General features: G+C 64.2%; 18 protein-coding genes and 1 tRNA gene. 11 read left to right on the top strand and 8 right to left on the bottom strand.

Going from position 1 to position 20,088, the window contains the following annotated elements:
- Positions 1–93 precede the first annotated feature (93 nt).
- Complete coding sequence (locus R2669_RS06220) at positions 94–2,001, bottom strand: MFS transporter (protein ID WP_147214516.1); 1,908 nt, start codon at positions 1,999–2,001, stop codon at positions 94–96.
- A gap of 83 nt (positions 2,002–2,084) precedes the next feature.
- Positions 2,085–2,540 (bottom strand): CBS domain-containing protein, encoded by a 456-nt coding sequence (locus R2669_RS06225; RefSeq protein ID WP_009240853.1) that lies wholly within the window; start codon positions 2,538–2,540, stop codon positions 2,085–2,087.
- 240 nt (positions 2,541–2,780) lie between these two features.
- On the opposite strand from R2669_RS06225, the gene R2669_RS06230 reads away from it, so the two are divergent.
- The 3 genes from R2669_RS06230 to R2669_RS06240 are packed head-to-tail and all read left to right on the top strand — an operon-like array spanning position 2,781 to position 5,275.
- A complete protein-coding gene (locus R2669_RS06230; RefSeq protein ID WP_316899258.1) occupies positions 2,781–4,112 on the top strand; it encodes an O-acetylhomoserine aminocarboxypropyltransferase in 1,332 nt (443 codons plus the stop codon).
- Positions 4,112–4,936: an alpha/beta fold hydrolase gene (locus R2669_RS06235; protein ID WP_316899261.1), complete on the top strand. Its 825-nt coding sequence runs from the start codon at positions 4,112–4,114 to the stop codon at positions 4,934–4,936. The genes R2669_RS06230 and R2669_RS06235 overlap by 1 nt, the downstream gene beginning before the upstream one ends.
- Before the next feature lie 21 nt (positions 4,937–4,957).
- Entirely contained in the window at positions 4,958–5,275 is a 318-nt protein-coding gene (locus tag R2669_RS06240; RefSeq protein ID WP_206273778.1) for an Mpo1-like protein, read from the top strand.
- A 4-nt stretch (positions 5,276–5,279) separates the two neighbouring features.
- On the opposite strand, the gene R2669_RS06245 is transcribed toward R2669_RS06240, so the two are convergent.
- Complete coding sequence (locus R2669_RS06245; RefSeq protein WP_147214512.1) at positions 5,280–6,611, bottom strand: YihY family inner membrane protein; 1,332 nt, start codon at positions 6,609–6,611, stop codon at positions 5,280–5,282.
- A gap of 68 nt (positions 6,612–6,679) precedes the next feature.
- Here R2669_RS06245 and wrbA point away from each other — a divergent pair, with 68 nt between their 5' ends.
- The 3 genes from wrbA to R2669_RS06260 are packed head-to-tail and all read left to right on the top strand — an operon-like array spanning position 6,680 to position 9,081.
- Positions 6,680–7,273 (top strand): NAD(P)H:quinone oxidoreductase, encoded by a 594-nt coding sequence (gene wrbA, locus R2669_RS06250; protein WP_102067376.1) that lies wholly within the window; start codon positions 6,680–6,682, stop codon positions 7,271–7,273.
- On the top strand, positions 7,270–7,662 hold the full coding sequence (locus tag R2669_RS06255; protein ID WP_102067377.1) for a DUF2069 domain-containing protein: 393 nt from the start codon (positions 7,270–7,272) through the stop codon (positions 7,660–7,662). Before wrbA ends, R2669_RS06255 begins: the two co-directional genes overlap by 4 nt.
- Before the next feature lie 6 nt (positions 7,663–7,668).
- Positions 7,669–9,081 carry an FAD-binding oxidoreductase gene (locus tag R2669_RS06260; protein WP_316899262.1) on the top strand — a complete coding sequence of 471 codons (1,413 nt, stop codon included), beginning with the start codon at positions 7,669–7,671 and terminating at the stop codon, positions 9,079–9,081.
- Between the two features lie 20 nt (positions 9,082–9,101).
- On the opposite strand, the gene R2669_RS06265 is transcribed toward R2669_RS06260, so the two are convergent.
- On the bottom strand, positions 9,102–9,305 hold the full coding sequence (locus R2669_RS06265; protein WP_316889388.1) for a hypothetical protein: 204 nt from the start codon (positions 9,303–9,305) through the stop codon (positions 9,102–9,104).
- A gap of 666 nt (positions 9,306–9,971) precedes the next feature.
- Between R2669_RS06265 and R2669_RS06270 the strand changes: the two genes are divergently transcribed.
- Positions 9,972–10,048: transfer RNA gene (locus tag R2669_RS06270), tRNA-Arg, on the top strand.
- Between the two features lie 173 nt (positions 10,049–10,221).
- Here R2669_RS06270 and R2669_RS06275 read toward each other — a convergent pair.
- Positions 10,222–11,484, bottom strand: a complete 1,263-nt coding sequence (locus R2669_RS06275) for a DotU family type IV/VI secretion system protein (RefSeq protein ID WP_316899265.1) — start codon at positions 11,482–11,484, stop codon at positions 10,222–10,224.
- Positions 11,433–12,464, bottom strand: a complete 1,032-nt coding sequence (locus R2669_RS06280) for a type VI secretion IcmF C-terminal domain-containing protein (protein WP_316899266.1) — start codon at positions 12,462–12,464, stop codon at positions 11,433–11,435. Before R2669_RS06280 ends, R2669_RS06275 begins: the two co-directional genes overlap by 52 nt.
- On the opposite strand from R2669_RS06280, the gene R2669_RS06285 reads away from it, so the two are divergent.
- On the top strand, positions 12,393–13,385 hold the full coding sequence (locus R2669_RS06285; RefSeq protein ID WP_316899269.1) for a type VI secretion system protein TssA: 993 nt from the start codon (positions 12,393–12,395) through the stop codon (positions 13,383–13,385). The two genes, R2669_RS06280 and R2669_RS06285, sit on opposite strands and share 72 nt — an antisense overlap.
- A gap of 55 nt (positions 13,386–13,440) precedes the next feature.
- On the opposite strand, the gene R2669_RS06290 is transcribed toward R2669_RS06285, so the two are convergent.
- Positions 13,441–13,911 (bottom strand): Lrp/AsnC family transcriptional regulator, encoded by a 471-nt coding sequence (locus R2669_RS06290; protein ID WP_102067600.1) that lies wholly within the window; start codon positions 13,909–13,911, stop codon positions 13,441–13,443.
- A gap of 145 nt (positions 13,912–14,056) precedes the next feature.
- Between R2669_RS06290 and R2669_RS06295 the strand changes: the two genes are divergently transcribed.
- Positions 14,057–15,535, top strand: a complete 1,479-nt coding sequence (locus R2669_RS06295; RefSeq protein WP_316899271.1) for an aminotransferase class V-fold PLP-dependent enzyme — start codon at positions 14,057–14,059, stop codon at positions 15,533–15,535.
- Positions 15,536–15,552: 17 nt separating this feature from the next.
- On the opposite strand, the gene R2669_RS06300 is transcribed toward R2669_RS06295, so the two are convergent.
- A complete protein-coding gene (locus tag R2669_RS06300) occupies positions 15,553–16,074 on the bottom strand; it encodes an Lrp/AsnC family transcriptional regulator (protein ID WP_316873471.1) in 522 nt (173 codons plus the stop codon).
- 145 nt (positions 16,075–16,219) lie between these two features.
- On the opposite strand from R2669_RS06300, the gene R2669_RS06305 reads away from it, so the two are divergent.
- The gene (locus R2669_RS06305) at positions 16,220–17,236 is read left to right on the top strand and encodes a 1-aminocyclopropane-1-carboxylate deaminase (RefSeq protein ID WP_027681185.1); all 1,017 of its coding nucleotides are present in this window, start codon (positions 16,220–16,222) and stop codon (positions 17,234–17,236) included.
- Positions 17,237–17,327: 91 nt separating this feature from the next.
- Positions 17,328–20,027, top strand: a complete 2,700-nt coding sequence (gene mdeB, locus R2669_RS06310; RefSeq protein ID WP_316899273.1) for an alpha-ketoglutarate dehydrogenase — start codon at positions 17,328–17,330, stop codon at positions 20,025–20,027.
- The last annotated feature ends 61 nt before the right edge of the window (positions 20,028–20,088 follow it).

The following is a 20,088-nucleotide window of genomic DNA, read 5'->3' on the forward strand; positions in this document are numbered from 1 at the left end:
GCAGGTAACGGGAGAGTTGGAGGTCAGAAAAATGCATGAAGGCCGATTGCGGGCCGACCGGCAGTGTATCGAAGTCCGGAGGCCCGCCACGCGCTAGAGCCGCTCGCCGCGCAGCGCCAGCACGGCGGCCTGCATCGTTTCCGGCGACACGGCGTGCGCCGGCACAGGCGTGCCGATGCACAGCTCCAGCTTGTTGAGGAAGCCGCGACGGAACGGGCGCGACATCGCCGCCCCGCCCTTGCGCGAGAAAAAGCTGCCCCAGAGGCCACGTAGCGCCATCGGCACCACCGGTACGGGCGTGCGTTCGATGATGCGGCGCATGCCGTCCTTGAACGGGTTCATCTCGCCCGTGGCAGTGATCTTGCCTTCGGGGAAGATGCAGACGACCTCGCCTTCTGCCAGCGCGGCGGCAATCGTGTCGTAGGCGCGCTTGAGCATCTCCGGGTCTTCATGCATCGGCGCAATCGGAATCGCCTTGACCGTGCGGAAGAACCACGAGAGCAGCGGCACCTTGAAGATGCGGTGATCCATCACAAAACGCACGGGGCGGCGCACGAACGCACCCACCACCACGGCATCGACAAAGCTGACGTGGTTGCAGACCAGCAGGCATGGGCCTTCATCGGGAATCTGCTCCGAGCCCTCCACCTTCACGCGGTAAACGGTATGGATCAACAGCCACATCACGAACCGGATCAGGAATTCCGGCACCAGCGTGTAGATGTAGATCGCCACCACGGCGTTGAGGATGCCGGTGACCAGAAACAGCTGCGGGATCGTGAACCCGGCACGCGTGAGCACCATCGCCAGCACGGCAGAAGCAATCATGAACAGCGCGTTCAGGATGTTGTTGGCGGCAATGATCCGCGCGCGGTGCGTCGGCTCGCAGCGGCTCTGGATCAACGCATACAACGGCACGCTGTAGAAGCCGCCGAACATCGCCAGCAGGAACAGATCGGCCAGCACGCGCCAATGGCGGTGGTTTTGCAGAAAGCCCGAGATACCGGTCAGCACGTCGTGCGCGACCAATGCCTCGACATGCGAAGCAAAGTACAGGTCGACCGCAAACACCGTCATGCCGATCGAGCCAAACGGCACCAGGCCGATCTCCACCGTGCGGCCCGAGAGCTTTTCGCAGAGCACCGAGCCCAAGCCGATGCCGACCGAAAACACGGCCAGCAGCAGCGTCACGACATTCTGATCGCCGCCAAGCACGTTGCGCGCGAAGGCAAAGAACGACGTCAGGAACGTCGCCCCCACAAACCACAGCCACGAGATACCCAGCAGGCTCAGGAAGACCGCGCGCTGATTGCTCGCCAGCTTCAAGTTCCGCCAGGTCTCGGAAATGGGGTTCCAGTTGATGCGCAGGTCCGGCTGCGACGCCGGCGAGACGGGCACACCGCGCGCGGTCAGCCACCCGGCCACGGCAATGACAATGCACGCAATACCGGTGAACAGCGGGCCGATCAGCTCGCCGTTGCGGGTGTAATTGGCCAGTTCGCCGCCGCCAATGGTGCCGATCAGGATGGCGACGAAGGTGCCCATTTCCACCAGCCCGTTACCACCGACCAGCTCCGCCGACTGCAGGTGCTGCGGCAGATAGGCGTACTTCACGGGCCCGAACAGCGTCGAGTGCACGCCCATCAAGAACGTGCACAGGTACAGCAGTTCAACATGGCGCAGCGCGAAACCCGCACAGCCGATCGCCATGATGGCGATTTCCAACGTCTTCACCAGACGGATCAGCCGCGCCTTGTCCATGCGGTCGGCAATCTGCCCGCTGGTGGCCGACAGCAGCACAAACGGCGCGATGAAGATCGCAGAAATCAGGAATGCCGCTGAAGCCGGGTCCGCATTGCCGAACAACGCAGCGTGGTAGGTGACCAACGACGAAAACGCCACCTTAAAGACGTTGTCGTTCATCGCGCCCAGAAACTGGGTCCAGAAGAACGGTGCAAAGCGACGCTGCTTCAGCAGGGAAAACTGGCTCGATTGGCTCATCGGCAGGCGGTTTCGGGGTTCAACAAAAAACCCGCTCGCAACGGCGGGCGGGTTTCAGGAGTGCGGTAAGGAGATCGCGCAGATCAGTCTTCGTTGGCCTTTTCTTCGGGCCAGTCGCGAATGTACGCCTTGAGCATCTTGTTTTCGAAACTTTGGTCTTCCAGCACGGCCTTGGCCACGTCGTAGAAGGAAATCACGCCCATCAGCGTGCGGCTGTCCAGCACCGGCAGGTAGCGCACATGGTGCTCCAGCATGATGCGCCGCACTTCGTTGACTTCGGTTTCGGGCGTGCAGGTGACGGGATGATCGTCCATCACCTTTCGGATGGTGGTGCCGTCGCCCACCGAACCGTGGTTCTTGGCGACGACCTTGATGATTTCCCGGAAGGTCAGCATGCCGACCAGCTCACCGTACTCCATGACCACGAGCGAGCCGATGTCTTTTTCCGCCATCGTCTGCACGGCCACCTGGAGCTTCGTTTCAGGCGCCACGGTGTAGAGCGTGTTGCCCTTCACGTGGAGGATGTCGCTGACTTTCATATTGCGTCTCCCAGAGTTCGGGGTGCCGGTCTGCCGGGGGAGCGACCGCGCGCGGGTTGTGGTTATGGTTGTGCTTCGATCCTAGCCCAAACCGGATCGCTTCGACAAGCATGCAGCGCAGAAAAAACCTGTCAGAAACCGCGCCGGCTCGGCGTTTGCCCGGAATGCGCTGCAACAGGCAGCAGTGCTAGCATGCCCGGTCCAAACCTGTTCCCGCGCCCTTTCCGGGTGCCTGAATCCATGTCCAAAGCCCGCTTCGACACGCTGGCCCTGCATGCCGGCGCCGCGCCCGACCCGGCCACCGGCGCGCGCGCCACGCCCATTCACCTGAGCACGTCGTTTGTGTTCCGCGACAGCGAACATGCGGCGTCATTGTTCAATATGGAACGCGCGGGCCACGTCTACTCGCGCATCTCCAACCCGACCGTTGCCGTGTTCGAGGAGCGCATGGCGGCGCTGGAAAACGGCGTAGGCGCCATCGCCACCGCTTCGGGGCAGGCGGCGCTGCATCTGGCCATCGTTACGCTGATGGGTGCCGGCTCGCATATCGTCGCCTCTTCGGCGCTGTATGGCGGCTCGCACAACTTGCTGCACTACACACTGCGCCGCTTCGGTATCGAGACGACCTTCGTCAAGCCCGGCGACATCGATGGCTGGCGGGCTGCCCTCCGCCCGAACACCCGGCTGCTGTTTGGCGAGACGCTCGGCAACCCGGGGCTGGATGTGCTGGACATTCCGACCATCGCATCGATTGCGCATGACGCAGGCGTGCCGCTGCTGGTCGATTCGACCTTCACCACGCCTTGGCTGCTGCAGCCCTTCGCGCACGGTGCAGATCTGGTCTATCACTCGGCGACCAAATTCCTGGGCGGGCACGGCACAACCATCGGCGGCGTGCTGGTCGACGGCGGCACGTTCGACTACTTCGCCGCCGGCAAGCACCCCGAGCTGACCGAGCCGTACGCCGGTTTCCACGACATGGTGTTTGCCGAGGAAAGCACCGTCGCGCCTTTCCTGCTGCGCGCGCGCCGCGAAGGCCTGCGCGACTTTGGGGCCTGCATGAACCCGATGGCTGCGTGGCAACTGCTGCAAGGCATCGAGACCCTGCCGCTGCGCATGGCGCGGCACGTGGACAACGCCCGCCGCGTCGTCGCCTTCCTGGCAAGCCACCCGATGGTGGCGTCGGTCGCCTATCCGGAGCTGGAATCGCACCCCGATCACGCCTTGGCCAAGCGCCTGCTGCCGCGCGGCTGCGGTGCGGTGTTCAGCTTTGATCTGCGCGGCGATCGGCGCGCCGGCCAGCAGTTCATTGAATCGCTCGGCCTGTTCTCGCACCTTGCCAACGTGGGCGATGCACGCTCGCTCGTTATCCACCCCGCATCGACGACGCACTTCCGTATGGACGCCGACGCGCTGGCTGCAGCCGGCATCAGCGAAGGCACGATCCGCCTTTCCATCGGCCTGGAAGACGCCGACGACCTGATCGACGATCTCAAACGCGGCCTGAAAGCCGCCGAGCGCGCGATGTCCGCCGCGCCCGGCAAAGCCGCCAACACAACCGGAGCCCGCTGATGGAATGGACCGTACAGGGCGAGCGCGCCTACGCCTACACCGGCGGCAAGCCGTTCAACGCCGAATTGCCCTGCGTCGTATTTGTGCATGGCGCGCAGAATGACCACTCCGTCTGGGGCCTGCAGACGCGCTGGTTTGCGCACCACGGTTTCAGCGTGCTGGCGGTCGATTTGCCCGGGCACGGCCGCAGCGCCGGCGCCCCGCTGCAGACGGTGGAAGCCATGGCCGATTGGGTGATGGCGCTGGTGCACACAGCGGGCGTCACGCAGCCGGTGATTGTGGTCGGGCACAGCATGGGTTCGCTGATTGCACTGGAGTGCGCGTCGAGGTACGCGAATCGCGTTCGCCGCATCGCGCTGGTCGCGACGGCCTGGCCGATGAAGGTATCGGATGCGCTGCTCGACGCCGCACTCAACAACACACCGGCCGCCATCGACATGGTGAATGCCTGGTCGCATTCCAGTCTGGCGAACAAGCCGTCATCGCCGGGCCCGGGCTTCTGGATGCACGGTGGCAGCCAGCGGTTGATGGAGCGTGTCGCGCGCGGTACCGACGCACCCGTCTTCCACACGGACTTTGCCGCCTGCAACGCCTATGCGCGCGGCGCCGAAGCCATGGCCGCCGTGAAGTGCCCGTCACTCGTGATCGTCGGAGAGAAAGACCAGATGACCCCAGCGAAAGCGGGCCGTCAGGTCGCGGCAGGACTGGCCGGCAGCCGCGTCGTGGGCCTGCCGGGCGGGCACGCGATCATGGGAGAATGCCCCGACGGCACACTCGACGCGCTGATTGCGTTTGCGCGCGAACGAGACCCGGTCGCCGCATAAGTCGCCTCCTGGAGACGCATCATGGCCACCACCGAGACCCACCGCTTCGGCAGCTTCGCCGAGTTCTATCCGTACTACCTGAGCGAGCACCAGGACCGCACCTGCCGGCGCCTGCACTTTGCCGGCTCGACGGTAGCGTTGGTATGCCTGTTCCTGCTGGTCTTCACAGGCGACCTGTGGTGGTTGCTGGGGGCGGCCGTGAGCGGTTACGCGTTCGCGTGGGTGGGGCACTTCGGGTTCGAGAAGAACCGGCCCGCCACCTTCCGCCACCCCTTCTACAGTCTGATGGGCGACTGGGTGATGTACCGCGACATCTGGACGGGCAAGATCCCGTTCTGAAACATCAGGCGCTGGCGTTGGCAGCGGCGGGCATTGCAGAAGCCGGCACCGGTGCCGCAGCAGCCTGCACGGCCGCCGCCACGCCGCGCTCGCCAGTCGTGAAAATGCTCTCGAGCGTGGCATCGAGCGAGGGATTCTGCAACTGGCTAACCAGCGCGTGCGTGTCACCCAGATGGCGAGCCAGCGCGGTGCGCGGCAAGCGCGGCAAATTCAGCACCAGCTTTTCATAAAGCGGCCGCAGCGTGGTCGTGTGCGCATCGCACAGCAACGCCCAGTGAGCCTCACCGCGATCCTGCTGCAGCTTGCCGATCAGGTGCAGCGCCTTCAGCTTGGTCAGCAGGTCGACGAGGTAATCGGCTTCCAATTGCAGGCGCCGGCCGATATCGCGTTCGGCCACCGTACGCGGCGCCTGTTCGCGTGCGCGATACAGCAGCAACAGGACACCGAGCGCATCAAAGAACTCGCTGCCCGGAAATGTACGCCGCTGCCAATAGCCCTGGCGGATGATCGGCAGCGTCGACGCGATGGTCGCGCCAAGCAGGGTCACCAGCCAGCTCACGTAGATCCACGTCAGGAAGATCGGCAGCGTGGCAAACGCGCCATAGACGGCCGTGTAAGTCGGGATATGCGCGACGTAAGCGCCAAAGACGCGCTTGGCGATTTCAAATGCGCCCGCAGCAATCAGCCCGGCAATGAACGCATCGCGCCGCTCCACGTTGGTATTCGGCACGAACACGTACAGCATCGCAAACGCAATCGCCGAGAGCAGAATCGGGATCAAGCTCACGATAACGCCCAGGCCAAACGGCAGCTTGTGCACATAGCCCGCGGAGATCGACACGAGGTACGAACTGACCGACAGGCTCGCGCCAATCAGCACCGGCGCAAACGTCATCAGCGCCCAGAACACCAAAACGCGCTGGGCCAGCGGCCGGCGATGACGCACGCGCCAGATCGCGTTCAATGCGTTTTCGACGGTGAGCATTGTCATCACCGACGTCACCACCAGGCCGATCAGGCCTGCGGCCGTCAGCCCCTTGGCGTTACTGGAAAACTGGTTCAGATACGTCAGGATCGGCCGGCTGATGCTGCCCGGCACGAGGTTGCTGAACATGTAGCCTTCGATGTCCGCCCGGAAGCTCTTGAACATCGGGAATGCCGTGAACAGCGCAAACGCCACCGTCAGGATCGGGACTAGCGACAGCACCGTCGTGAAGGTCAGGCTGCCGGCCACTTGCGGCAGGCGGTCTTCACCGGCGCGGCGCAAGGCGTAACGCGCCAGCGCACGCAGCTTGGCGGCATTCCATTTGCGAAGCGCACGGGTGTCAAAAAGCATGAAAAATGAGGCGGGACGCGGGGTTGGGGGGCGCAACTATAATACCGCGACGCTCTCCACGCTTTGTTATGAAAGATATCCTGGTCTTGTACTACAGCCGTCACGGCAGCACACGCGCATTGGCCGAAGCCATTGCGCAAGGCATTGAAAGTGTCGACGGCGCCCAGGCGCGGGTGCGCACCGTGCCGGCCGTCTCCACCGTCTGCGAAGCCACGCAGCCCGACGTGCCCGACGGTGGACCGCCCTACGTGGAGGTGCGCGACCTTGAACAATGCGTGGGCCTGGCGCTGGGCTCGCCGACGCGCTTTGGCAACATGGCCGCACCGCTCAAGTACTTCCTGGATGGCACCACGCCGCAATGGCTGGCGGGCGCTCTGGCCGGCAAGCCGGCATGTGTGTTCACCTCCACGGGCAGCATGCACGGCGGGCAGGAAACCACCCTGCTTTCGATGATGCTGCCGTTGCTGCACCACGGCATGGTCGTCCTTGGCTTGCCATATCAGCACAGCGAACTGCTTTCGACCGACGCCGGCGGCACGCCATACGGGCCGTCGCACGTGGCGCACCGCGGCGATACCGCACCGCTGACTGCACACGAACGCACGCTCGCCACAGCCATGGGCCGGCGGCTGGCGCAGACTGCTATCAAGCTCGCCGCATGACTCCCGACAACAACGTCGTCACCGAATCGCGGGCGCTGGCGCTGCTCAGTGCAGCCAGCCTCGTCGCATTGATCATTCTGTGTGCCGCATGGGAACTGTGGCTCGCGCCCGTGCGCCCGGGAGGCTCGTGGCTGGCGCTCAAGGCGCTGCTGCTGGCGTGGCCGCTGCCCGGCGTGCTGCGCAGGAATCGCTACACGATGCAATGGGCGTCGATGTTCATCCTGCTGTTCTTTACCGAAGGCATCGTGCGGGCAACATCGGACGTTGGGCTCTCGCGCTCGCTCGCATGGGGCGAGGTGGTGCTCAGCGTGGTGTTTTTCTCGGCGACCATCTTCTACCTGCGTCCATTCAAGCGTGCGGCCAAAGCCCGCGCCAGCCAGAGCACCTGACCCGCCATGACTCACGATGCCTTCTTGCAAGCCTGCGTTGATGCCATCGGTGCAACGCACGTCCTGACCGCACCGGAAGACCAGGCGCCTTACCTCACCGATTGGCGCAAGCGTTTCTCGGGCCGTGCACGCGCAGTATTGCGCCCCGCCAGCGCTGACGAGGTGGCTGCGCTCGTGCGCCTGTGCGGCGAACATGGCGTGCCGATGGTTCCGCAAGGCGGCAACACCGGCTTGTGCGGCGGCGCCACGCCCGACATGGAAGGCAGCGCGGTGGTGATCTCGTTGCAGCGCATGCAGCGCCTGCGCGCCGTCGATCCGATCAACAACACCATCACCGTGGATGCCGGCTGCATCCTGGCCAACGTGCAGCAGGCCGCTGCCGATGCGGAGCGCCTCTTCCCCCTGAGCCTCGCAGCCGAAGGCAGTTGCACGATCGGCGGCAACCTTGCCACCAACGCCGGCGGCACCGCCGTCCTGCGCTACGGCAATGCGCGTGAGCTTTGTCTGGGTATCGAAGCTGTTCTGCCCAACGGCGAACTGTGGAACGGCCTGCGCGGCCTGCGCAAGGACAACACCGGCTACGACCTGCGTGACCTGCTGATCGGCGCGGAAGGCACGCTCGGCATCATCACAGGCGCGATGCTGAAGCTGTTTCCGCAGCCGCGCGCCAAAGTAACGGCGCTGGCGGCGCTGCAATCGCCGCGTCAGGCGCTTGAGTTTCTATCGCTGGCGCAAGGCCATGCAGGGACGCTGCTGACGGGCTTCGAGCTGATGTCGGCGTTTTGCCTGGAACTGGTGCGCAAGCATTACCCGCAGTTGCGCGTGCCGTTCACGCAGGCATATCCGCAATACGTGCTGCTGGAATTGTCCGATCTGGAAAGCGAAGAGCATGCGCGCACGCTGTTCGAATCGCTCATGGAAGACGCGCTCGCGCGGGGCGTGATCGACGATGCGGCGGTGGCCGAATCGGTGGCCCAGTCGCGCGACTTCTGGAGCCTACGCGAACACATTCCGCTGGCGCAGGCCGATGAAGGCAAGAACATCAAGCACGATATTGGCGTGCCCATCTCGCGCATTGCCGACTTCATTGACGTAACCGACCGCGCGCTGGCGGCAGCCTACCCCGACATCCGCATGGTGACGTTCGGCCACCTTGGCGACGGCAACCTGCACTACAACGTGTCGCCGCCGGAAGGCCATGCGCACGATGCTTTCCTGGCCAACCAGGACAGCATCAACCGCATCGTGCACGACAGCGTTCATGCGCACGGCGGCTCCATCTCGGCGGAACACGGCATCGGCCAGCTCAAGCGCGAAGACAACGCGCGCTACAAGAGCCCCGTTGAACTGGCGGCGATGCGCGCGATCAAGCAGGCACTGGACCCGCGCGGCCTGATGAATCCGGGGAAGGTGCTGTAAAGCGGCGACCCGGCCTTGCGTCAGCCGAACAGCTTCAGCGTGTAGTTCGCCACCGCGAAGAGGACCGTCGCGGCCAGCAGCCACAGCAGCATGCGCGGCACGCCGCTGGGCGGCAGACGATGGTCGCCGGCGTTGGAACGATCGCCGATGCGCCCGCTCTGGGCGCTGCGGATGTAAGTGGTGCGAGACGACCCTGCCGGGCGTCGTGCATGACGTGTGCTCATTCTGATTTCCTCCCTGCCCCATGGCTAGCGCATCGCCCGGCCCCCCTGCAGCCATGGCAAAACGCAGCAGCCCCATGGATCGCTCCATGGCTGCCCAAACAAGACTCCCTGATTTCCCGTCTGGTCGGAACCAAAAAGGCTTCGTCACGCCCGTTTGGCGTGCGTAGGCACGGCGTTCCACGTCATTGCGCGGAATTTCGAATGAAACGTTATTGTTGTGTGGCACTACCCGACGCCACGAAATGTATCAAAAATCCCCCCAATTGGGGGGTACGCATTTTGGGTATATGACCTTTCGGATGATGCGCAGGAACGACGCTTGCGGGCTCGATCAGGGCAAACCCGAATTCGACCCATGTATGGAGGCAGCCCATGCCCGCTTCGCCCGATCTGACCAAGCGCGCCCACATCACGCCGCCGCAGCCGCCCGAACAGCCCCCGCACCCGCCGCCGGAGATGCCGCCGCCTGATGAACCGGCCCACGACCCGGTGCACGACCCCGAACCCCAAACGCCCCCAATCGAACTGCCACCCGGGGAGCTACCGCAGGAAATCCCGCCCCAGCATTAGCGCGGCGCAACATCCCATCTGTTAGAATCGCGGCCTCCCAGGCACCCGGAGGCCGCACGTTTTTGGGTTGTCTGGGCAGCCTGCACATCTGCATATCTGCCCATAGCTCAGTTGGATAGAGCATCGGCCTTCTAAGCCGACGGTCGGGGGTTCGAATCCCTCTGGGCAGGCCAATCACCTTTTTGGATCAAGCACTTACGTTGAGCGTAACTGCGACGGTTTAACAAGTGAGCGCGGGAAAGTGTGATCAGATTTCATCCTTGGCACGTATCGCTCGATCTCGACCGGCCTTCAACGCCCCAGCTTTCCCCCATCACCGGCCACACAAATCAGCCTCGTTGCCCCACTATCGCTGAAGGCCTGTTGGCTCCCAATTTGGCACGCTTTCAAGAACGATCTCCACGCGTCGGTTCAATGCCCTACCCGCGGCGGTACGGTTATCTCCAACGGGATCTTTCACGCCACGACCGATGATCGACAAGCGGTCCGAAGCGATCCCCCCCTCTTGCAGATGCCGCGCGACCGCCGTGGCGCGTGCGGTTGACAGCGCGAGGTTCGACTCCATGCGATCGCGCGGGCCGGGGGCATCGTCGGTGTGCCCAAGAACGATGACCTTACCGCGCGTGTCGGCAAGCACGGTGGCAAGTCGATCGAGCTGACGCGCGAGCATCGGCATAAGGTCGGCTCGCCCGGAGGCGAAACCCTCGTCGCTATTGAAGGCGAGATAGATTCGATCGTCTTTTGTGCTGATGCCGACTGGGGCCGCCCCGGCTTCGGGCGCCAGCGCGCGCGCAATACGATCCTCCAACGATTCACGCTGCTCGGCCAGTTGCGTGGACAGTGCCTCCACCTTCGCAACCAGCGCTTGATTGTCCTGATGCTGACGGCGGAGCATGAACGTCATGCCTAGCACGATCCCTGTCACGATGAGCCCGGTGACGACAACGATGGGCAGCCAAGACCGTTCCGGAGGCGCTTCTCGCAGAAGCACGACTTCGGGCGGAGGTTTGTTGACCGGCCCGGGCCACTCCGGTATGCAACGTCCGTAGGGGATGTGGGGAATGTCCGTCGTCGTGGATGCAAGCTGCTGGCGCGCTGGCAGTGCGATGTTCGGCAATGGCAAACCACGCTCGTCACGAAGGCCGCGCGCGGTCAGTTCTGCGATCACTTCCAGCGCGTTTGCGCTGGCGTTCGGTGTTTGTTGGAGTTTTTCGATCCATCCACGGCAGCGTTGACCGCAGGCGTTTTCGTAGTAGAACTCCGCGAGCAACCCATGCTGGAGCCAGACGCCACGCAGGCTGTTCGCGCGTCCGCGCACCTGGCTCCCCGCCTGGTCGATGGCGGCGCAGAAGCAGTAATGCACCGCCTCGATGCTGTCGGCATTGAGTGCGGCTGCCAGGGAGGCCTTCTTGAAGGTCCTCAACCGTGTGCGCGCCTCCGATCGGAGGGCATCCAGCCGGGCCGCCGACTCCAGCTCAGGCGACAGCTCAGCAAGCAACCAGAACAGCGGTTGGGCGAGGCGAAGGATGTGGTTCTTCGACGGTGACCGGTGATCCATCAACCCGACCTCCCCGGACACTGAAAGCCCTGCAGCAACCCGGTCGTCCACGGATTGGCCTGACTGCCGGTGTTGACATCGAGTTTCGCCTTACGCCCGTCGAAATCGTATTCAGCCACAAAGTGGCTGGGCGACGCCGAGTTATCCAGCTTGCCCTTGGCAATCACGCGCATCATGGCCCACGGGCCGTTGGCGATGAGCGACGAAGTCTCGGGCCGAACACGCGGGTTGGCCGTGATTTCCGCGCCCTGCCCGCCACGCGGCCCCGGCCACGTCACCTTGAGCGGAATCACCGGCCCGTGGACGTAGCGCTGGCTTTGGCCGTCGAAGTCCATCGTCAGCTCAACGATTTCCGGGTCGAGTTCGACCACCTTCAAGTCGACTTTCCAGGCTATCTTCTTGGCGCCAGGGTCGCGAAAGAACACTTCGCGGATTTCTCTGGCCCGTTGGAACGGAACAAGACTGGGGCCGGCGACGGGCGGCACGTCGGGAGCGGTTAGCTTGTAGCGCCATGGCGAAATCGTCGTATCCACATGCGGCGCCAAGACTTGCTGGAAGAAATCATCCAGCACACCGCCGCTGGCGAATACACGCGCAAAGTCTTCCATATCCACGTCCTGTTTGGACGTCGGCGTGAAGGGGTACTTGCCATCGATGGCGCTGCGGCAGCTCTCACCGATGACCGCGTTCATCTGGGCGATGAGAATGTCACCGATACCCTTGTTGACGTCACGCGTGCCCTGGATCACCAAATCTGCCAGCACCTCCTTGAGGGGCGCCGGCAGCTTGGCGGCTTCCATGCGCAACTGTGCACCGGCTTCCAAAGGCGGTGGCAAATTGCGCGTCTCCAACGCGTTGCTGGCAACCATCAAGGAGGTGTAGTACGCGTTGACCATACCGGCAATGGCATCCAATCGCGGCTTGTTGTTGGGAGCTTGCGCGTTAGGGACCCCGAGCTGTTGGAGCGCATCTCCGAAGCGCACCCGTGCGGAAACGATCTGGAATACGACCCCGATTTCGTTCTTCTGCAAGGCAAGGTCACGCCTAAGCAAGATGCTCAGTATGGTGATTTTGTCAGCCCTCCCGAGGCAATCAACTGGACGGAAGTGGAGCGAGACTGCCGTCGCCTGCTGCTGCGCACGCGGGATATTCGTATCCTTGTCTTGCTGGTGCGCTGCCGGGTCCGGCTGGACCAGGCAATTGGGTTGCGGGACGGGCTGGCCATCCTGTCCCGATTGCTAGAGACATGGCCGGAGACCATCTACCCGCAAGTGGTGGTGGACGGTGAGCCAGACCCGGCCGTGCGTTCTAACGCGTTGGCCGCCTTGGCCGACCCGCAGGGGCTGATGCAGGACGTGCGCGATCTAGTGATCTCAACCAACGGCGTGTTGCGCCTGCGAGTGCGCGACGTCGAGCGATCATTGAGCACGCCACGCGCGGCAGATGCGTTGGCACCCGAGGCAGTGCAGCACCAGCTCCACGAACTGCGCAAACAAAACGGCGCGGTACTGTCCGCGCTGGACGAGGCTCAAGCCTTTGCGTCATCGATCGACTCCTGGGCGCGACATCACCTTCCGGACGACTATCCTGACCTGGGCACCTTGTTGCGACTGCTGGATACGGTGACTGGCGCGTCACCACCGGCAGCACCTGCTGTGATTGCACTTCCGGTCTCGCAACGCTCGCCGGCCGTCTCACAAGGCTTGATTGGCACCACCATCGAGGGCCCGGTAGTAACGCCGCTTGATAGCAACCCACCTGAGCCCGTCATGGACCGTAATACCGCCCTTGCCTCCATTCAAGCTGCCCGGATCTGGTTTGAGGCGCATGAGCCGAGTAGCCCCGTGGCGCTTCTGCTCAAGCAAGCCGAACGGCTGACCGGCAAGCGCTTTGATGAAGTGTTTCAGGCGATTCCGGCGGAGCTTGTTGAACGCTGGATGCGGGAGCACTGAGGAGCCCCACGTTCAGCCGCGATACAGCCACCTGTCAGGCGCGCCACCCAAGCCCTCACTCCCCCTGCGCCCCATCCCGCACCGGCAGCGCCGTCGAATACTTGATCTGCTCCATCGAGAACGATGAACTCACGTCCGACAGCGGCACGGACTTGATGAGGTGTTTGTACACGCGGTCGTAGTCTTCGATGCCGGCTACCGCAACGCGCAGCAGATAGTCCATCTCGCCGCTCATGCGGTAGACCTCCACCACCTCGGGCATATCGCGCACCACCTGCGTGAAACGCTGCGCCCATTTCTCGGTGTGTTGATCGGTGCGCACGGCCACGAACACCGTGGTGCCCACGCCCAGCTTGCGCGCGTCGCACAGCGCCACCTGGGCGCGGATGACGCCCGTGTCCTTGAGCCGCTGCACCCGCTTCCAGCACGGCGTTTGCGACAGGTTCACGCGCTGCGCCAGCTCTGCGATGGGCAGCGTCGCATCGGCCTGCAACAGCCTCAGTAGTTCACGGTCAATGGCGTCCATTTCGGCATAGGAAGTTATTTCTATAGATGCCGAATTTTAGGGAATATTTTTCGTCGCATCGAGGTTTTCCCATGAAACTTTGAATTATTTTTCTGGGCTGTCCGCCGTATCATTTTCGCTGCCTCCACCGCAGCACAGAAACGAAATGAGCGACAGCAACACCCTCCACTATCTCGACTATGCAGCCACCACGCCGGCCGACCCGCGGGTGATTGCAGCCATGACGGCCTGCCTTGGCATGGAAGGCGCCTTCGGCAACCCGGCGTCGAGTTCGCATGCGACCGGCCGCGTCGCGCGGAACAAGGTCGAGCAAGCGCGCGAGCAAGTTGCCGCGCTTATCGGCGCCGATGCCGACGAGATCATCTGGACGTCGGGCGCCACCGAATCCAACAACCTCGCGCTGAAGGGCTACGCAGACGCCGCCACTGGCAAGCGCCACCTCATCACCAGCCGCATCGAACACAAGGCCATTCTCGACACGATGGCGAACCTGTCGACACGCGGCTGTTCGGTGACGTATCTCTCGCCGACACGCGACGGCGAAATGACGCCCGAAGCGGTCGCCGCTGCAATGACGCCCGACACCGGGCTCGTCTCGCTCATGCTGGTGAACAACGAGCTGGGCACGCTGACCGACGTTGGCGCGATCGCGCAGATCGTGCATGCCGCCGGCGCGCTGTTCCACGTCGACGCCGCACAGGCACTCGGCAAGACGCCGATCGATGTGCGCGCGCTCGGCATCGACATGCTCTCGATGTCCGCGCACAAGGTCTATGGCCCCAAGGGAATCGGCGCACTGTATGTCCGCCGCGACATCGCCTGGCGCATTGCGCCGCAAATCCACGGCGGCGGCCACGAGCGTGGTTTGCGCTCGGGCACGCTGGCGACGCATCAGATTGTCGGGATGGGCGTGGCGTGCGAATTGGCAGCGGCAGAACTGGAGCACGAAACCGCCCGCATTGCCGCGCTGAGCCAGCGGCTGAAGACAGCGGTGCTCGCCCTCGGCGACGTGGTGCAGAACGCCGATGTGGCACGACGCATTCCGCACACCCTCAGCCTCACGGTCAACGCGCCCGGCTTCATGCCGATGATGCTGGGCGACGACCTCGCCGTGTCGTCCACCTCGGCGTGCAACTCTGCCGCGGGCACGCCCTCGCACGTGCTAACGGCCATCGGCCTGGATGCCGATGCCGCAGGCCGCACCGTCCGCATCAGCCTGGGCCGCTTTGCGACCGAGCAAGATGTCGACTTTGCCGCTGCATGCTTCCAGCGCGCGATCGAGCAGTGCCGCGCCACGGCATCGAGCGGGTTGACCGCATCGCGGCAAATCATGCCGGCCGATCTGAAGGCCATCCGCAATGCAGGGTTCCGCTCGGTCATCTGCAACCGCCCAGATGGCGAAAGCAGCGACCAGCCCGCCTTCGAGGACATTGCCGCTGCCGCCCGCGAACTGGGCCTGGAAGCGCGCTACCTGCCCGTCGAGCCGAATGGCATTGGCGATACAGACGTTGCCGCGTTCGGCGCATTGGTCGACACGCTGCCCAAGCCCATCCTCGCGTATTGCAGAAGCGGCAACCGGGCCGGCATGCTGTGGAACCGCCTGTTGGAGCAGCGCAAGGGCTGAGCCTCAGCCCCGCCCGGCTACGCCACCGGCAGCTCCGTCGTCGACAGCACCTGCTTGAGCACCATGAACGTCCGGATCTGCCGCACGCCCGGCAGATACAGCAGCTGTTCGGCATGGAGCCGGTTGTAGCCTTCGTTGTCTTTCGTGCGCACGAGCATGAAGTAATCGAATTCGCCCGTCACGACGTGGCATTCCAGGCAGCCGGGCACCTTCTGCACCGCCTTCTCGAATGCGGTAAACGATTCCGGCGTCGAGCGATCCAGCACGACGCCGATCATCACCAGCGACCCCAGATCCAGCGCACGCGGATCCAGCAGCGCAACAATCCCCTTGATGAGGCCCAGCTCCTTGAGCCGTTCCACGCGGCGCAGGCAGGCCGGCGGGCTGAGGTTCACCTTGGCGGCCAGGGCCACGTTGGAGATGGACGCATCGCGCTGGAGCGCCCGGAGAATCGCGCGATCGGTGCGATCCAAGGCGTGGCGCGCCGAAGCTGCCGACGCGTCAGACTCTTCCTGCAATTTTGTTTCGCTCTTTTTCATTTTCAAGAAATAAAGAGATTCTTCATCCGATATACGGCCCGCTCCGTTCTGGATAGTAGACGATCTTTGCAACCTCATTTCGCAGGGTTCTGCGTACCATTGGTTTCCGACATCCCGCCATTTGCGGCACTGAAGGAGCCACCTCATGAACCTGCAGCGATTTCCCCGTTACCCCCTGACGTTCGGCCCGACGCCCATCCAGCCGCTGAAACGATTGAGCGCGCACCTGGGTGGCAAGGTGGAGCTGTTTGCCAAGCGCGAAGACTGCAACAGCGGCCTGGCCTTCGGCGGCAACAAGACGCGCAAGCTCGAATACCTGATCCCGGAAGCGCTGGAAGGCGGGTACGACACGCTGGTGTCCATTGGCGGCATTCAGTCGAACCAGACGCGCCAGGTGGCCGCCGTGGCCGCGCACCTCGGCCTGAAGTGCGTGCTGGTGCAGGAAAACTGGGTGAACTACTCCGACGCCGTGTACGACCGCGTCGGCAATATCGAGATGTCGCGCATCATGGGCGCCGACGTGCGCCTCGATGCCGCAGGCTTCGACATCGGCATCCGGCCCAGCTGGGAACAGGCCATGGAAGACGTGCGCAAGCGCGGCGGCAAGCCGTTCCCGATTCCGGCCGGCTGCTCCGAGCACCCGCTCGGCGGCCTGGGCTTTGTCGGTTTTGCCGAAGAAGTGCGCCAGCAGGAAGCGCAGCTGGGCTTCAAGTTCGACTACATCGTCGTCTGCTCGGTTACGGGCAGCACGCAAGCCGGCATGGTCGTCGGCTTTGCGGCGGATGGCCGGGCCGACAAGGTGATAGGCATCGACGCCTCGGCCAAGCCGGAACAGACGCGCGCGCAGATCCTCCGCATCGCACAGCACACCGCCGAACTGGTCGACCTCGGCCGAAACATCACAGAGAAGGACGTGGTGCTCGACACGCGCTACGGCGGCCCGGAATACGGCCTGCCCAATGAAGGCACGCTCGAAGCCATTCGCCTTTGCGCACGCCAGGAAGCCATGCTGACCGACCCCGTGTACGAAGGGAAATCCATGCACGGCATGATCGACATGGTGCGCAACGGTGAATTTCCCGAGGGCTCGCGCGTGCTCTACGCCCACCTGGGCGGCGTGCCGGCACTCAACGCTTACAGCTTCATCTTCCGCAACGGTTGATGCGGCGCCGCCGCGGCGGCGCATCCGGGCGCGGGCGTGCATCGCGTGATCACGGCCCGCCTTCCCATCCTTCCTTCAGGCAGGACCCGTCATGACGGATTTATCGACAGGCGCCGCGTCGATGCGCTCCCTCGCGCACCGCATCCAAGACAGCGATTCAGGGGAAACCGCCGAATGGCTCGACGCGCTGGAGGCCGTCGTCCAGCATGCCGGCACCGCCCGCGCGCAGTTCCTGTTCGACCGCCTGGCGGAGCGCGCCGCAAAGCTCGGCGTCGGCACCGCCCTTGCCCGCGTTACGCCCTACGCCAACACGATCCCCGTTGAGGCGCAGCCGCCGTATCCCGGCGACATCGATACCGAAGAGCGACTGGCCGCCGCGCTGCGCTGGAACGCGCTCGCCATGGTCGTGCGGGCCAACCAGGCCTACGGCGAGCTGGGCGGCCACATCGCCAGCTACGCATCGGCGGCCGATCTGTTCGAAGTCGGCTTCAATCATTTCTTTCGCGCGGACAATGCGGCGCACGGCGGCGATCTCGTCTACTTCCAGCCGCACGCGTCGCCCGGCGTCTACGCACGTGCGTATCTCGAAGGGTTTCTCGACGAGACACATCTCGAACACTATCGGCGCGAAATCACTGGGCCCGGGCTGTGCTCGTATCCGCATCCGTGGTTGATGCCCGAGTTCTGGCAGTTCCCGACCGGGTCGATGGGCATCGGGCCGATCAACGCGATCTACCAGGCGCGCTTCATGCGCTACCTGCACAACCGCGGCCTGCTGCAAACCGCCGAACGCAAGGTGTGGGGCTTCTTTGGCGACGGTGAAATGGATGAGCCGGAATCGATCGGCGCGCTGTCGCTGGCGGCGCGCGAGCGGCTCGACAACATCGTGTTCGTCATCAACTGCAACCTGCAGCGGCTCGACGGCCCCGTGCGCGGCAACGGCCGCATCGTCGACGAACTGGAAGCGCAGTTCACGGGTGCGGGCTGGAACGTCATCAAGGTGCTGTGGGGTTCGGACTGGGATGCTCTCTTCGCCCGCGACCATTCGGGGGCCTTGCTGCGTGCATTCGCGCAGACCGTCGACGGCCAGTTCCAGACCTTCTCTGCCAACGACGGCGCCTACAACCGGGAGCGCTTCTTTGGCCAGAACCCCGAGCTTGCCGCGCTCGTCTCCCATTTCAGCAACGAAGACATCGACCGCCTGCGCCGCGGCGGCCACGACGTGCGCAAGCTCCACGCCGCCTACGCCCGCGCGCTGCAGCACACCGGCCAGCCCACGGTGATCCTCGCCAAGACGATGAAGGGTTTCGGCATGGGCAGCGTTGGGCAAGGCCGGATGACGACGCACCAGCAGAAGAAGCTCGATGTCGATCAGCTCAAGGCGTTTCGCGACCGCTTCCGCCTGCCGCTGTCGGACACCGACGTCGAGCAATTGAAGTTCTACAAGCCAGCGCCAAACAGCCCGGAGATGCAATACCTGCATGCGCGCCGGGCTGCCCTCGGAGGCTATCTGCCCAGACGGCGGAAGGCGGCAACACAGGCGCTGACCGTGCCTGCATTGCCATCCTGGGGACAATTCGCGCTGCAAGCCGAAGGCCGCGAGATGTCCACCACGATGGCGATCGTGCGGATGTTCGGCAACCTGCTGAAAAACGACACGCTGGGCCCGCGCATGGTGCCGGTGGTGGCGGACGAGGCGCGCACGTTCGGCATGGCGAGCATGTTCCGCCAGGTCGGCATCTATTCGCCGCTGGGCCAGCAATACGAACCGGAAGATCTGGGTTCGATGCTGTATTACCGCGAAGACACGAGCGGCCAGATCCTGGAGGAAGGCATCTCGGAGGCCGGCGCCATCTCGTCGTGGATTGCCGCCGCCACCGCCTACAGCACGCACGATCTGCCGATGCTGCCGTTCTACATCTACTACTCGATGTTCGGCTTCCAGCGCATTGGCGATCTCATCTGGGCAGCGGCAGACCAGCGTGCGCGCGGCTTCCTGATCGGCGCCACGGCGGGCAAGACCACGCTGGGCGGAGAAGGCCTCCAGCACCAGGACGGCGCGAGCCACCTTGCCGCATCCACCGTGCCGAACTGCCGCGCGTGGGACCCGGCCTTTGCCTACGAGGTGGCCGTCATCCTCGACGAAGGCATGCGCGCGATGCTGGAGCGCCAGGAGGACACGTTCTACTACCTCACGGTGACGAACGAGAACTACGCGCAGCCGTCGATGCCGGATCGCGACCTGCGCGAGGGCATTCTCAAAGGGATGTATCCGCTGGCCCCGCACAGCCTGCCGACCGCGCGCGTGCAGTTGCTCGGCTCCGGCGCCATCCTGGGCGAAGTCATGGCCGCCGCGCAGATGCTCCAGGACGACTGGAACATCGACGCGGCCACCTGGAGCGTGACGAGCTTTTCCGAGCTGCACCGCGAGGCCATCGCTGCGGAGCGCGTTGCCCGCCTGGGCGGAGAAGCCGCGCCTTCGTACGTGGAAACCGTCTTGCGCGCATCGCGCGGCCCCGTCGTCGCGGCCACCGACTATGTGCGCGCCGTGCCGGAGCTGATCCGTGCGCACGTGCCGCGCCGCTACGTCACGCTCGGCACCGACGGCTTCGGCCGCAGCGATTCGCGCCGGGCATTGCGCGCGTTCTTCGAAGTCGACCGCGCGTCCATCGTCATCGCCGCACTGAAGGCGCTGGCCGATGAGGGTGAACTGGATCACGCCGTGGTGCGTCAGGCGGCCGCACGCTACGGCAAACACGCGACGATGGCCGACGCGCCCTGGATGCGCTGAACAACCTGCACTCGCGAAGCGTTGAGCTGGGCTCGCGGAGATCGAAACTCGACGTTTGAGG

This window comes from Ralstonia edaphi (assembly GCF_958350185.1).
In the GTDB taxonomy this organism is placed as follows: Bacteria; Pseudomonadota; Gammaproteobacteria; order Burkholderiales; family Burkholderiaceae; genus Ralstonia; species Ralstonia edaphi.